Here is a 13896-nt window from a genome sequence, read left to right on the forward strand (position 1 = left end):
TGCTGTATCGCTCTACTACGGCCCCCTTTCAATGAAATCCATGTTGTTCAATCCATCTTCATATAGTTGTATCATGGAACCTGCGCCATCGATTGAGAAGGGATACATTTCCATAGAGATGGGATAAATTCTTGTAATTTTATATTCTGTTAATAAATTCAATCCATAAAAAAGAGCCCTCGAAAGGCTCTTCTTCTGTTTCCTATGTAACAGGTGACGGCCGATTCACCTAATTGAACTTAGATGCTCATGCTTTAGTTTCCATGCACCATCGGCTTCTCGAACGAATACGTTCGTTGCTCTCCCGCTCCCGGTCGTGTATTCCCCCTGAAAATACCCCTCGTAGTGATAAGTATAAATGCAGACAGCCGAATGTACATCAGTCGCAATCCACACCACCTCCTCCGCCCGGTAGACCTCATCCCGGATGACGTCCCAAGCGTGCTCGAAATAGGCCCTGATTTCCTCCAGGCAACAGCAGCTCCGGTCCGAGAACCAATACACCGCTCCCTCATCGAGCAGCCGGGCTACCTGATCAAAATCATGCGTATTCGTCGCCGCTATGTAGGCCTCAAAGGCTTTTTGATATGACATTGTTTCGCACCTCCCTATCTTATATCCTACGTATTCTTCAGGATCCACGCCACGATTCTAGCAATCTTTATGGTATGATATGGAGGCAATTTTATTCACAAAAAATAACAGGTGAACGCCCATGATGAGCATCGCTCAATTCGCAGAACGCACCGGCATGGTCCCCAGTGCGCTTCGTTTCTATGAATCCAAGGGGATTCTGGTTCCGGCTGAACGGCTGGAGAACGGTTACCGGTATTATGGATTTCACCAAATTCACGAAGCCAAGCTTGTAAACAGCCTCCGTCAATCAGGCATCAGCCTTGGGGATATCCGGTGTTTCCTTGAAGCCGAGGAAAGTACGCGTTCCGAGCTGCTTGCGCGCTGGCGGCGGGAAGCTGAGGCACGTCTACTCTCGGTCCAAATTGCGAGTCAATATTTAAACGGGATGGAACCAGGTCGCGGCAGTCTGCATCTCATCAATTGGGAACAACCCCTAACCGTGATATGGCAGCCGTTTTTGGTAGACAAACCAGTAAACTCTTATTCGCGGGAAATGAAACAAGCGGCAGCCAGACTCCATGACCTCAACATTCGCACGCAAGGCTCCAGCTTGATCAAGGTGATGGACTCCCTCCCGCACGCGGTGCTAATTGAAGTCGGATATCAAATTTGTACGGAATCCTCTCGGAAGCCAACGCCTCCGAAGACACCCTCCGAAGCCTATTTGGAGTCCATTCCCCCTACCTTGTTCGTATCGGTGGACAGCTCATGGGAGGACACCTTCGCATGCATGCGAACGATCCGCTTCCTTCAGAAGTTCGGTTTCGAACCTGCGGGCAAGCGGCTGGAGCGGCATTATCCCGATTCTCCTATATTCGAAATCATGATTCCTGTCATGCAAACTCGCTTCTCTTGACCTTCAAGTTACTTGAAGGTTTATACTGGGATTGTTCCATTTTCCAAAACTTTCTTATAGGAGGATCAAGCGAATGGTTGGATTACGGCTGGATGATTTCGATGGAGGTTTTATCATTGCCCCATGGGATCGGTTCAAGGAACTCATCGAATGGTATAGCACGCATTTGGATCTGAAAGTGACATACGAAGAGGATTACCCGGTCGAAAAAATGGCCACCCTTACTTTCCCGGCACTGGGATGCATACATATCAAGTCGGTGGAGCATGACCACCCGCATTTTGCAGTCGATTGGGGACAAAACGGAAATGTTCGCTTCTGCTTCACCGCAACGAATCTTGAAGCTGCACACGCCTATTTTCGCGAACAGGATATTCAAGTGACCGATGTGACCCAAGGCCCCTTTGACCGTACCTTCGATTTCTTCGATCCGGCTGGCAACCGCTTAACGGCAATCGAACCGGAGCCAGGTACGGAGGCGTTGGTTGCTAAAGCACCGGACGCACGCTTTCCGTTCCAAGCGATCCCCCGCTTTGGCGTTGACCGGCTGGATGAAGCCATTGCGTGGTACGAGGCTAATCTGGGCGGCAGAGTCGAACGGGTCAGTGAGGATGGAACCTCCGCGACCGTAATTATCACCGCCGAGGGCGCACCGCTCTATCTGGAAACCGCTCGGACAGACCGAACCAAGGACGCACTTACTGTAGCTGCAAGGCCTTATTGGGTAATACGGAAGAAGGCGAACTTTTTTGAGACTCATAAACGTTTGCGGGAACAAGGATGGAAGGTTACCGATTTTGCCGGAAATCCGAAGTTTCTTGTCATGTTCCACACCTACGATCCATATGGCAACCAGATCAATGTATGGTGTTACGAAGACTGTTAGTTCATGATTTGGCACATCCATGAGTGATTCCGCGTGTACATGAAAGGGCTGCAAGCATCCCCAAAGATGACGCAGCCCTTATCGTATCGTTCACATACTTTTACTTTAACACTTGGTTTGAAAATTCGCCTTTCCTTCCAAGACGGCATTCAAGAATGTCTTCGACTTTTTCAATCGCTTCTGGATCTCTTCAATTTCTTTGATTTTTTGTTCTACCATTTTCGTCTTTGCCTCGTATGACAAGTTAAGTTGTTGATTGACTAACAAACTTAATTCTTCTATAGAAAAATCTACCGATAAAAGTACCTTCACGTCATCTAGAAACTCCACAATCTCTTCGGAATAAATTCGATAATTATTTGCATCTCGTTTAACAAATGTGTCCGGAATCAGGTTCTTACGTTCATAGAATCTCAACGTTGATATGGGCAGACCCGTTAAATTTGAAACCTCGTTTATTTTCATAATAGGACCTCTTTTATTTCTTGCTATAAACCTAGGTTCATAGTTCATAATACGAAATATGATAACGAACGACATCCACAATGTCAAAAAAATCGATGTTATCAAAAAGGAGAGGTTCTATGTTTAACCATATTCAAAACAACGATTTCGCCAATATCGTTATGGGCCGACGTTCTGTCCGCAATTATGATGAGAACTATAAAATATCGAAAGAAGAGATGAGCGACATGATTTCGGAAGCCAGTTTGGCTCCATCCTCTGCAAATATGCAGCCTTGGCGTGTAATTGTGGTCGATACTCCGGAAGGAAAAGAAAAGCTAAGACCTCTTGTGAGGTTCAATACGTTACAGAATGATACTTCATCAGCCATGTTATTGATTTTTGGCGATACCCAAAGCTATTTATATGCTGAAGAAATTTACAATACAGCTGTGGAACAAGGAAAAATGCCGGCAGAAGTACGAGATCGTCAACTCGAAACCATTCTATCCCTGTTTCCGACTCTATCAAGAGAAATGAAAGTTGAAATTGCAAAAATCGATAGCAGCCTCTTTGCCATGCAATTCATGTTAGTAGCTCGTGCGCATGGGTATGACACGAATCCAATGGCAGGCTTTGAAGCTGATCAGTTAGCAAAAGCATTCGATGTAGATGAAGAACGCTATGCTCCAGTCATGGTCATTTCATTAGGAAAAGCCAAAGAAGATGGGCATGAGTCTGTTCGATTAGAGCCTGACAAGATTACATTTTGGAGATAACCATGTTCCGTAGTCGATTCACCATTCTTTCTTCAAAATAACATCAGACTCAAACGCAAGTTTATGCAAACCGAAAAACTCAATCTTAAAGAAAACGGCAGCCGGTCATTGTGATCGGCTGCTTATGATGGTTGAACTAGCAGCCGAGTGACATCGCCTGGTCCTCATTCGTAATATCCTTGCACAGCCGGCAGTCGCTTATACTCCTCCCGCTCCTCCACCATGTTGGCTGATCACATCCATAGCCTCATCTATGATCGGAACTGCCTGTACCTTCTCGAAACAACCTGACACGATCCATACCGCTAAAAGTGCTGCAGCAACCAGGCCTTTTCTCATCCTTCTATTCCCTCCTAATAGAAATGCGTCGGAGACGGCGTAACTATTAGACGGATGTTCACCCCATTTTGTTCCACCCACTGCATGTACAAACAAGCGAACTAATATTTCATTCCATGAATTATATTTTGTTTGTATACATGATTTTGCCAACATCGTGTCTAACGGTTTTATGACCTTGTTTAATTCCTTTCCCAATGGCTATAAGTATCACATCTTCATACCTGTCAGAAATCTGTAAGGCTGACTTTAATTGTTCGGAATCATACCCGGACATGGTAATCGTATGGAGACCCGCCTCGTTCGCCAGTAAGACTAACGACATAGACGCCAGGCTTGCGTCTCTTACTAATTCGAGCTTTAAATCTTCTTTGGATTTATTTAGATAATATTGAATAGCCGCGCTGGCTAAATAATCTCTTAATGATGCGTCAAAATAACCCTTTTGAAATCCTTCTTCATGGATATGTATAATATTCTCTTTTTCAAATGCTTGATAATCGCCCAGTACAACGATTAGAGCCGACGCTTCTATTACCTGTTGCTGATGAAAGGCAATGGGGAGTAACACGTTTTTTAAATTCGGTTCGTCGATAACCAGGTACCGTGTGGCTTGAATATTGTTTCCGTTGGGCGATTTACTGGCTCCTTCAATCAAAGCCGCCAACGTTTCCGATTCCATTTTATAATGGGGGTCATAATGCCTGACAGAACGTCTTTGCTCTAATATCTCTCTCACACTCATTGTGCTCACTCCAAATGTTTTATTTGCTTCACATTCCGATTATAATGGACCGTACAGTGGCAGAAAATAACGCACAATAAAGTGGGTTAGCCACCTTTATGTGCCTATTCAGGAGGATTACATAATGAACAGCCTCAATACGGGAATCAATATTTTTATGAACACGGTAGGAGGAAAGTGGAAATGCTTAATTCTCTTCTTTCTGAGTCAAAAGCCAAGGAGAACTAAGGAGTTCTACCTGCTCATGCCGACCATTACGCAGAAAGTCTTAACCGAGCAATTAAAGCAGCTGGAAAAAGATGAGCTTGTCCGAAGAGAAGTATTTAAAGAAGTACCGCCTAAGGTAGAATACAGTTTAACTGAGCTGGGCCAATCCTTCGTGCCTGTACTACATACCATGTGTGAATGGGGCAACACCTATGCAACCGTACAAAACCTCGAAAGAGAAGAACAAATCTGTCGCCAGCATGAATAAGTGGTCGTGCATACATAGTGGCGCGAAAAAAAACGAGCAGACAATCATTCGTCTGCTCGTTCTATAATTCAAACCCCTTCATCCGTCTCATTCTCGGGAGTCTGCTCTTGCTCTTCCGAAAGCGCGCTTTCGTCGGACAGCTCATAGGCGACACCATCCACTACGACCTTCTCGACTAGGGATACGTCAAGCGCCTGATCCAGCTTCACGGTGACCTGACTCGTATCAGCCGGGTTTGCCGGAGTGGTACCGACGTTATCCGAGGACTCCACGTCCTCACCTTCAACAGGATCAGACGTGTTTTCCCCTTCTGTTGTCCCGCTATTCGGATCCGCTTGGTTCCCGGATGAATCCGTCTCGGATCCTGACGGATCAGCAGCATCGGCTTCCCCTGTGGTTTCATCCGCGCACACCCGCGATAATTCAGGACTGGCCGCTTCAAGCAGCGTGCTTCCATCCTTGCCTATAATCTGTAGTTTGTCCACACTGAAATCCCGGCAAGCCGCCGGTTGTTTAAAATGGAAATTCAGCTCGGTGAATCCCGCCTGCTCGCCTTCCTCCACCACCGTCGCCGTTAATAAAGGCTGCTCGTCTACGGTCTCGGAAGAAGCCGGCGGTACCGTAACCGGCGGCGTAACGGCCGGATTCGGATCGGCATCGCCGTCCGCGGGACCTTTGCCGTTTTGGATCATCATGAAGGCAGCGCCAGCAACAACGATTACCACAAGCAAGGAAGAAGTGATTTTTACGAACCGCGAATGCCGGCGAAACCATCGCACCAACGGCGAAGCCAACTCGGCCTTAACCTGCGCATACACCGGTTTGAGGATGGGTGCAGGCGAACTGAAATAAGTTTTTACGTAATCCTTATTTTTAAAGGCTTCGCGGTCGTGGATTTTGAAATAATCGATGATGGCGGCGGCATAAGCGGGAACAAGTCCGCGCGGTCTAACGAATACCGGCTGCTCGGCAGACCACTGAATATATTGGTATACCACGTCCGGGCTCTTGCCGTATCTGTGCAAGTAATCCAGCAAGCTCCGATAGTCTACCGCACTGGAATTGATATCCGTGCAGAAAGCCAAGGTTATGCTCTCGAAATTGGACGGTTCCACATGATGCTGCAGCCACTTCCGCATGATATGCTGGGTGCGCTCCCGTTCCTCTGCCGAGAGTTCCGCCAGCACTTCCGCTCTAACCTCTTCATGGCCGGACCACTGGTGAAGGGCCAGCATGACCGCGGCTTTGGACCGAATCCGGGAATCGAACCGCTCTACCCAGCCTTTGAACTCCTTCGGCATTTGCAGGAACCCGATGTCCATCAGCTGCTTCTGGCTTAATTGCTCAGGCTCCAGCTCACGCAAGAGAAAGAGATTGGCTGCATAGATCATCCGGTCCGCAAAGGCACGTCCGCCTTGATAACGGCCGATTCCCTTTTGCGGATCGCGTTCCAGCGCATCCAATTGATCCAGTACGGCATTGACCGTTCTCACCGGATCCGAATCCTGCTGAAGCTTATCGATAAGCTGGGCTTCCGCAAGCCGGACATAATTCTCCTGCTCCAGCAGGAGAGGGTGATTCCGAACCCACAAGCCGATCAAATCCACGAGGTCTGCAGGCGTTGCCGCTTGCTTCATGCGCGTTTTCATGTAGGGATCGAACATCAGCGCCGGCAGCCCCGGACTGGTCAGCACCCTCGCATAAAAGGCTCGGCTTAAAGACGGGCTGCTCTCCAGCAGCTCGTAAATCGCCATGGTCGTATCCTGACGCTGCTTCGATAAGGCATTATTTAAGGAGCGGATAAAATATTCCACGATCCAATCGTTATGCTGCCGGGGATTGATGCCATGATAATTCTTCAGGAATCCCGCGATCGCGGCATCCGGAACATGCCCGCCTTTGACGAGCTCGAACTCCTTGGCAAACAGGGCAAGAAACAGCTGATCCAGACGTTGCTTCGCATCCAGGGCGCCTGCCGGCTGCAGATAGAGCAGTGAAGCACGCAGTACGGCATGCTTATGCTCATGGTACAGGCCTTCATGGCCTTCTTCGATCTGGAACAGCATGCATAAATCATCATAGCTGTCCAGCGAGATCTGATGTATCGGCTCCATGTCCGCAAGCATTAGCTCGGCGAAGGCAAAAAAACGTTCGGACCGATCCGGGTCCAGCAGCGTATCCCAAGCAAAATCAAGATAAGGCTGCTTGGACCATTTCAGATCGGCATTGATGACCCGGCCTGCTGCGAGCTCAAACAAATAATCCTTCTCGATGCTCCGGTCATTCAGGCGCAGGCTGCCCTTCTCCACGAACATGAGATGAAGCCCCTTCTTGCTCTGCGGCTCCTTGGCATAAGTTACGAATCCAAGCACCCGGCGCAGCGCATAGGGCAATCGGCCAAACAGCACAAAGAGCAGCTGCTCCGCCTTCGCGGACAACTGTTCCACCGGGACATCCAGAACGATGTATACCTTTTTCTTCCCGGCAGCCGCGGATATGCAGGCATAGATCAGCTGCTTGAATACTTTCTCGTTGATCCCGAGCTCCTCCAGCAAGGCCGGCGTCCTCTCGGACGAGACAGCGGCCCGGGAATCGGCCTGTACCGGAATCGCAGGAAGCTGCGGCAGATCGACGCCCTCTTCGATATCGTAATGATCGGCAAAAGCGACCTGAAGCCATGTCCGGTAAGCGTTATGATCATCTCGATGGAATCCTTCCGGAACGACGTAATGATGCGTAAAAAAGGCGCTGCGCAGCCCCGTGAAATCCGCAGGCTGAAACACGCTTCGGCCCAGCACCGTTTCCCCTGATTCGGTATGGAACAGATGAAGGGCAGCCGGATAAGACGCAGCGTCCCGTTCACTGCGCGCCGTCAGCTCGGCAGGTGCTTCGTATTGGCAGAAGGGATGCAGTACCTTTTTAATAAAGGAAGCCTCCAATCCGGACGAACGGGCCACCGTGTCAAAACCTTCGGCCGAGCGGAATATGCCTCGCCGCTCACGGGTGTACATCTGCTGCTGTATGTTTCGGGTTGGGAATGCCGGCACTAGTCTTCCCTCCCCTGAATGTACTTCAGCTTGTACAGAAGCCAGATGAACGGTTCATCCACCCGAATCGGGCTGACCACGCTCTGCAGCTTCTGATCGACAGGGTTGCTGCCCAGTGCCGACACGGCAAAATAGGCGGTATTCGAAAAGTACACATCCATCGTCCCTTTGAACGGACGGTCGACCTTTTCGATAAAACGGCGGATTTCGCCGTCAATATTTTCAAACTCGGTCAAATTCAAAAACTTGCGGTGCACCACATTGTTAAAAATATTGCTGTTCAGCTTCACATATTCGCCATCCTCATCCTTAAGCGCGTGAAGCATGTCGCTCTTGGTCAAGACGACGGCGGTTGGAATATCCGTCTTGCCTTTGTCCTCATACGCGATGAAATCGCCGAACATGGTCAGCACGACATCCCGCGGCTCATCATACTGGGATACCCACTCCCCGGGCTGATCGCCGAATTTCAAACGGATTTTTTCCCGAATGGAGCGGATTTGGAGCGGATCCACCATAAACAGAATGCCCGCGGAATTCTTGATATGCTGTCCGTGCAGCCCCAAATAATCCTCATCCACCATGCCCTCGCCTGCCACGTCAAAAAATACGAGCGTCAAAGGCGGCTTCGACTCATCCTTGAACACGAATTGGAAAATAAAAGGCTCCTGCATTTTCTCCTTCTGCGTAGACGCCAGCAAATCCCCGCGTTCAAACAACGGCTCCTCATAGCCGGTGCGGAACTTGCGGCTGATCTCGGCATTCAGCGGCATGCAGGCCGCATCGAAATGATCTGCCGTCGTATGCTGAAGCGTATGAATCAGCGAAGTCATATAAACCGATTTGCCCACTTGCGAAGCACCGATAATCGAGATAATGTTGCTTGGCACCTTCCCGGCGGTAACCGGCAGCTCATTGTGGCATTTCGGGCACAGCCGTCTGCGCGTGACGATGCCGTAACGGTCATTCAATCCAACCAGGACGTGCTCCGAATAAATGTGCTGCTCCTCCGGGATGTCGCTCGGACGGATGATCGCTTCGATATCATACACCGAATCCAGCCCGAAGCGTTCACGGTACCGATTCAGCTCCTCATCTTCCCCAAGCGCATAATCCTCGTCATCCTCGCGGTCGTGGGCAGCCCGGAAGACGACCTCCTTCGGAGCAAACTTACTGAAACAGTAAGGGCAGACAATATCATAGAACAGCGGCCTTGGCTCCGGCTCCGGTTTTTTCTTGAATATATCAAAAATGCCCATCTTTCGTACCTCCCTCTGAACCCTATGAAAAAATACACACGAATGCGCTCACATGGTTAACCGTGTGTTCTTTTTGTCTCTATCTATCTGTACACCAGCTCATATCGTTGTCCGTATTTCTTGCCGTCCGTAAAAAACAGGCGAACGTAATCGTTCTTGCCCACCTCGATCGCAGGCAATTCGTTGCGTCCGGCATCAAAATCCGTCACGAACGGGTACAAGATGCCGTCTTCCTTGTTGACCGGATAAGCGCCCTGCTTCTTCACGTAACATAAAGCTTCCTTCGGTACCGGCACCTCTGCCGTCACCTGGATTTCGATCGTCTTATAGGGCTGCAGCCAGCGGCTTTTTTCGCGAATGGAGTAGACCAGTTTCGCTTTGCCGGTACTGAACCGAATGCGGTTCGATTCATCCTCCTGCCTGATTAACGCCATCTCTCCATCTTCGGAAGACAAGGCGTAGACCGTGTACGTGATCTGACCGATCCCCTCCAGCCGGTCGCGGTACCCGTTGTTCGCCTTATACTCGTCACGGGTGTATAGACGCATCCCGCCTGGCTGCGAATCGCCTGCAGGCTGGCCGAATCCGTCGTCCATCGCACGGTGGATGTATACCGCTTGAAGACCCGGCGGCCAGCTCCAGCGGAGCGTGCAGTAACCATCGTCTAGTTGATAGCTTAATCCCTGAATGACCCATTCTCCGGGCTCCGCATGTTTAAACCGCATCTCGAACGCCCCCTGCTTTAAAATCCTCGGCTTGTTGAATCATTCGGCCGCTGCCCTCTTCCCGTTCGGCCCGGCCGCTGCACGTTGCGGATGATCTTGCTGCTCTCCTTAACCGGAATCACCAGCGTGAACAAAGCGATGATCCCCGCGAGCAAAAGGCAGGCAATCAGACGAACGGAGGCATCCCCGATTTCCTCGCCGGAGAGGCCGTATTCCAGAACCACGCCTGCCAGTACGCCCGATACCGCGCCGCCGATGCTGAAGCTCAGCGCAAGATGGCGATTGTCAAACACCGTGCCGAGGGCCAGGCCCATGGCGGCGCCGATGAGCAGCATCGCAGCGATTCTTCCGATCTGATGATACACGCTGTCTTCCATAGCGCCCGTACGTTTCGTCAACAGCGAACGGTCTCCAACGTCGTCATAGATTTTCTGGAAAACGAAAGACAAATCCTCCGCATGCTGAACGTCGTAATATTGTCCGCCCGTTTCCGCCGCAATCGTCTGAAGCAGCTGTGCACCGTCCGGGTTGACAAGGCTGAGGCCAATCGTATTTACCGCGATTTGCTGCTGTTTGTACTCCGCAAGCACACGATCATGGTCGGTTTCGCTAAATCCGTCCGACAGCATGATGACCATGGCGCTTCGGCCGGCATCCCGGCTTTCCTGAATATGCGACATGGTATCCTCCAGCGCAAGACTGATGTCCGTACCGCCATCGTTCGTTGCCAAACCGTCGATTTCCGCAATGATCTCATCCTTGGTTTCTTGGTTCTTCACGCGCGTGAACGGCTGCAGTAACGTTGTTGCATGATCAAACACCATCACGGATACGCGGTTATCCCGATCCATGCGGTTGATCAGATTTTTGGCTGCCGTGTACCGGTCCTGATTCGGGTCCGTCTCGTTCATGCTGCCCGAATTGTCAATGACCAGCACGATATCCTTCACGGGCTTGGCGCTGCCCGGGTTCAACTGGTACGCCCATTCAAACAGCATGCCAAGGAGGAACAGGGCCACCAACGTGGATGGAATCAGCAGCTTCCATGATGTGCCCGTGTACCGCTGTCTCCATGAGCTTCCGCTCAAACGGGGGGAGATCAGTTCTGCGATTAAACAGGCCAAGCCGATGCATAAGGCCAGAATCCCGAAATAAATCCCCGTAACCACGATGACAGGAAGCCCTGTCCCCCACTGGCGAAGCAAAAACTCCCCAATGGCAAATCCGAGTCCCCCACCGACCAGGCTAAGCAGCAGCAGGAGAGGGTTTAATTTTCGTTGCACAATACACGCCTACTCTCTGTATCAGAATCGAAGAACGCTAACGCAGCTCGGGAAGCTGCGCCGGTTCCATGCCATGAAATTCATAACCATTTGCCGTGTAGGTCTCGTAGTAGGTTCTGCCATTCCGGTAATACATCAGATCCTCCAGATGGAAACCTCCCATCAGGTTCAGCTTCTCGACCCCGCTGGAGCGCTTCTCGTGCACGATGCCCAGCTTGTACACCCGTAAAGCTTCATCGGCATGGATCGCATAGCGGACGAATTCGCTGTCGGCATCGCCGAAGAAATATTTTTCCTCATACCGATGCTCCTGCGTATAATCAAGCAGCCTGACCAGCGTAACGGAGTTCTCCTCCAGCATCCGGTATAACACCTGAAACAGGTCTTCCTTGGCCAGCACCTGCTTGTTATGGTAGTCGATGGTGACGTTCGCCCTCCGCAGCAGTTCTTCCTCGAAGGTCTGCACGAACGGCTCTGCCGTCAATAGATCCCTCAGACAGACCCGGATCATGTTCGACAGGATCGGTTCGATCCCTTCATGCGTAACGATGGAGAGATTGCCGACATACCGTTCCTCGAAGAACACGCCTTCGCCGCGCTTGCTCTCCAGCTCCAGCATCAGCTCCTCCGTCACGAGGCCGTAATACTCCATCAGGTTCTGGCCGATATAATCGTCTGCGGCACGGATGCTGGAACGGGCCGCCTCCAGCAGCTCCGCCTCCAGCTGATCCAGCATGCCTGCCTGCTGTTTGTACTGACGGTGAATACGTTCAAGCTCCGTCTCATACAGCCTGTAGAGCTCAAGCTCCGTTTCCAGCTGCAGCAGCTCATATTTGCGCCGATAGACCTCGCCCACGAAATATCGAATGAAATGGCGCACATTCTGTTTATCCCGAAAAGGAAGCTTCTTAAACGGCTGGCTTTCGACGCTTTCCTCATAATAGCGGTTTAGTCCGTCCTGCTCGGTCTTAAGCAAGCTGCCGAGATCCCGGATCCGGGATCGAACCGCTTCAAGCACAATGCCCGCTCCGGCCTTATCGCTCGTCCACGCTGCAATTTGATAACAACCGATTTGCGGGTGAGTCGCCAAAGAGCGGTGCAGCGCATCATGCAGTTCTTCTGCGGTGCCCATATCGCTCAGTCTCTTTCGGGCCGCCAGCTCGTAATTGTCGCGAAAAAACTGCCGGCAGCCATCTCCGAAGAGCGCCTCTTCCGCCTCGCGAATATTCATTCGCTTCAGCCCGGCATAACTGACGGGATGCGACATCATGCCTTTCAGTCCGTCCAGATGCTCGGTGGACGGCAGCATCCGGTCCGCTCTTGCCGTTACGGCCTCCGAGTCGAGACCGAAATAGGCCAGGTATTCATGAACCTCCGGCTCCGGCCTGTTCTTCATGCGAAGCAGCAGTCCGCGGCACAGATGGTAAAGGACCGTTAGCGCAATCGGCTCATTGGGCCTCTTCACCCGGGCAAAGCCGGCGGAGACAAAGCCTTGGCGGCCGGATTCGGTCATGATATTGCTTTTGAATGACGTATTGTTGTAAATGCCTCGGATCCCGTCATAGGTCTCATCCTTCTGCTTCCGGTTCTTGAGCAGGCCCAGGTGGCAGATGATATCGTAGATATCCTGCATGCCGGCGTAACCCGAGATGCCGCGTTCATTCTTGTCGGACAGCACATAGACGAGATCAAACAATGGGGATGCCGGGTGGACGACCGGAATCGTCAGCCCGTCCTCCGTTACCTGCAGCGGCGCGGAGAAGCTGTATTCCCTGCTCTGCATCAGCTCCAGTTCCCGCAGAAACGCAACGCCTACGGAGCTCGCATAACCGTAGGATTCAATCTGCTCCCTTTCATTAATGAGCGCATACAAATCCATCTGCACCGACTTGAACGACTGCTGGAATATGGATTCGGCCAGCAATGAAATTTCCGGGATAAATACATTAAACGGGTCATCGACCCGTGTAATGACAGACAGATGAACCCGGTCAAACGAAGCATAGCTGCGTCCAAAGTCTGAAATATGGTGGCTTAACTTCCGAATCGCTTGATTCAACCCGGACAGATAATGCGGGTTCTGATAGAAGCTCCGGTACAGCTCCTTCCGCATCGATTTGGATGCGGCGTCTGACACCGGCAGCTGCAGGTGGTACCTGTGAAGCCGACCGGAGAGTCCGGGGCCTTGGGGCCCTCGTCCTTCGCTCCGGTCCGTGCCTACATGAAAATAAACGACGCTGGCGCTGTTATCCCATTTTCGGTCCTGAATTTCCATGATCGGTTCGATGGCGGACGCTGTCTTGTCGCCAATGAACAAGTATACCTCCGGGTAGTGGATGCTGCTCTGATCATCCTCCATCAAGGTAAGCTGCTCTTCCGACTTGGCATAGCCGGCAGCATACTGGCGAAGAATCTCCCTCAT

The 13896-nt window shown here is 51.0% G+C and carries 13 protein-coding genes; 4 read left to right on the forward strand and 9 right to left on the reverse strand.

The genetic code is table 11. From position 1 onward, the window contains the following. Positions 1-225 precede the first annotated feature (225 nt). The gene (locus RB297_RS26580; RefSeq protein WP_213580924.1) at positions 226-594 is read right to left on the reverse strand and encodes a YybH family protein; all 369 of its coding nucleotides are present in this window, start codon (positions 592-594) and stop codon (positions 226-228) included. A 121-nt stretch (positions 595-715) separates the two neighbouring features. Here RB297_RS26580 and RB297_RS26585 point away from each other — a divergent pair, with 121 nt between their 5' ends. Next, positions 716-1492 (forward strand): helix-turn-helix domain-containing protein, encoded by a 777-nt coding sequence (locus RB297_RS26585; RefSeq protein WP_096776865.1) that lies wholly within the window; start codon positions 716-718, stop codon positions 1490-1492. A gap of 73 nt (positions 1493-1565) precedes the next feature. Beyond that, on the forward strand, positions 1566-2378 hold the full coding sequence (locus tag RB297_RS26590) for a VOC family protein (protein WP_375121826.1): 813 nt from the start codon (positions 1566-1568) through the stop codon (positions 2376-2378). A gap of 105 nt (positions 2379-2483) precedes the next feature. Here RB297_RS26590 and RB297_RS26595 read toward each other — a convergent pair whose 3' ends face one another. After that, entirely contained in the window at positions 2484-2843 is a 360-nt protein-coding gene (locus tag RB297_RS26595; protein ID WP_192570496.1) for a MerR family transcriptional regulator, read from the reverse strand. Between the two features lie 119 nt (positions 2844-2962). Here RB297_RS26595 and RB297_RS26600 point away from each other — a divergent pair, with 119 nt between their 5' ends. Beyond that, positions 2963-3601: a nitroreductase family protein gene (locus tag RB297_RS26600; RefSeq protein ID WP_096776863.1), complete on the forward strand. Its 639-nt coding sequence runs from the start codon at positions 2963-2965 to the stop codon at positions 3599-3601. Positions 3602-3799: 198 nt separating this feature from the next. Here RB297_RS26600 and RB297_RS26605 read toward each other — a convergent pair whose 3' ends face one another. Next, positions 3800-3940 (reverse strand): hypothetical protein, encoded by a 141-nt coding sequence (locus RB297_RS26605; RefSeq protein ID WP_192570495.1) that lies wholly within the window; start codon positions 3938-3940, stop codon positions 3800-3802. A gap of 121 nt (positions 3941-4061) precedes the next feature. Then, the gene (locus RB297_RS26610; RefSeq protein ID WP_375121827.1) at positions 4062-4685 is read right to left on the reverse strand and encodes a nitroreductase family protein; all 624 of its coding nucleotides are present in this window, start codon (positions 4683-4685) and stop codon (positions 4062-4064) included. A 124-nt stretch (positions 4686-4809) separates the two neighbouring features. Between RB297_RS26610 and RB297_RS26615 the strand changes: the two genes are divergently transcribed. Next, positions 4810-5160 (forward strand): winged helix-turn-helix transcriptional regulator, encoded by a 351-nt coding sequence (locus tag RB297_RS26615; RefSeq protein WP_096776861.1) that lies wholly within the window; start codon positions 4810-4812, stop codon positions 5158-5160. A 68-nt stretch (positions 5161-5228) separates the two neighbouring features. On the opposite strand, the gene RB297_RS26620 is transcribed toward RB297_RS26615, so the two are convergent. The 5 genes from RB297_RS26620 to RB297_RS26640 all read right to left on the reverse strand — a co-directional run bounded on the left by RB297_RS26620 (position 5229) and on the right by RB297_RS26640 (position 13896). Continuing rightward, positions 5229-8207 carry a GAP1-N2 domain-containing protein gene (locus tag RB297_RS26620; protein WP_375121828.1) on the reverse strand — a complete coding sequence of 993 codons (2979 nt, stop codon included), beginning with the start codon at positions 8205-8207 and terminating at the stop codon, positions 5229-5231. Next, a complete protein-coding gene (locus RB297_RS26625; protein WP_009589557.1) occupies positions 8207-9466 on the reverse strand; it encodes a hypothetical protein in 1260 nt (419 codons plus the stop codon). The genes RB297_RS26620 and RB297_RS26625 overlap by 1 nt, the downstream gene beginning before the upstream one ends. 83 nt (positions 9467-9549) lie before the next feature. Continuing rightward, on the reverse strand, positions 9550-10191 hold the full coding sequence (locus RB297_RS26630; RefSeq protein WP_096776859.1) for a beta-mannanase: 642 nt from the start codon (positions 10189-10191) through the stop codon (positions 9550-9552). 17 nt (positions 10192-10208) lie between these two features. After that, complete coding sequence (locus RB297_RS26635) at positions 10209-11474, reverse strand: vWA domain-containing protein (RefSeq protein WP_015737598.1); 1266 nt, start codon at positions 11472-11474, stop codon at positions 10209-10211. Positions 11475-11511: 37 nt separating this feature from the next. Beyond that, entirely contained in the window at positions 11512-13896 is a 2385-nt protein-coding gene (locus RB297_RS26640; protein WP_375121829.1) for a transcription initiation factor TFIID, read from the reverse strand.

This window comes from Paenibacillus sp. CR_12 (assembly GCF_041953985.1).
Lineage (GTDB): Bacteria > Bacillota > Bacilli > Paenibacillales > Paenibacillaceae > Paenibacillus_AQ > Paenibacillus_AQ lautus_A.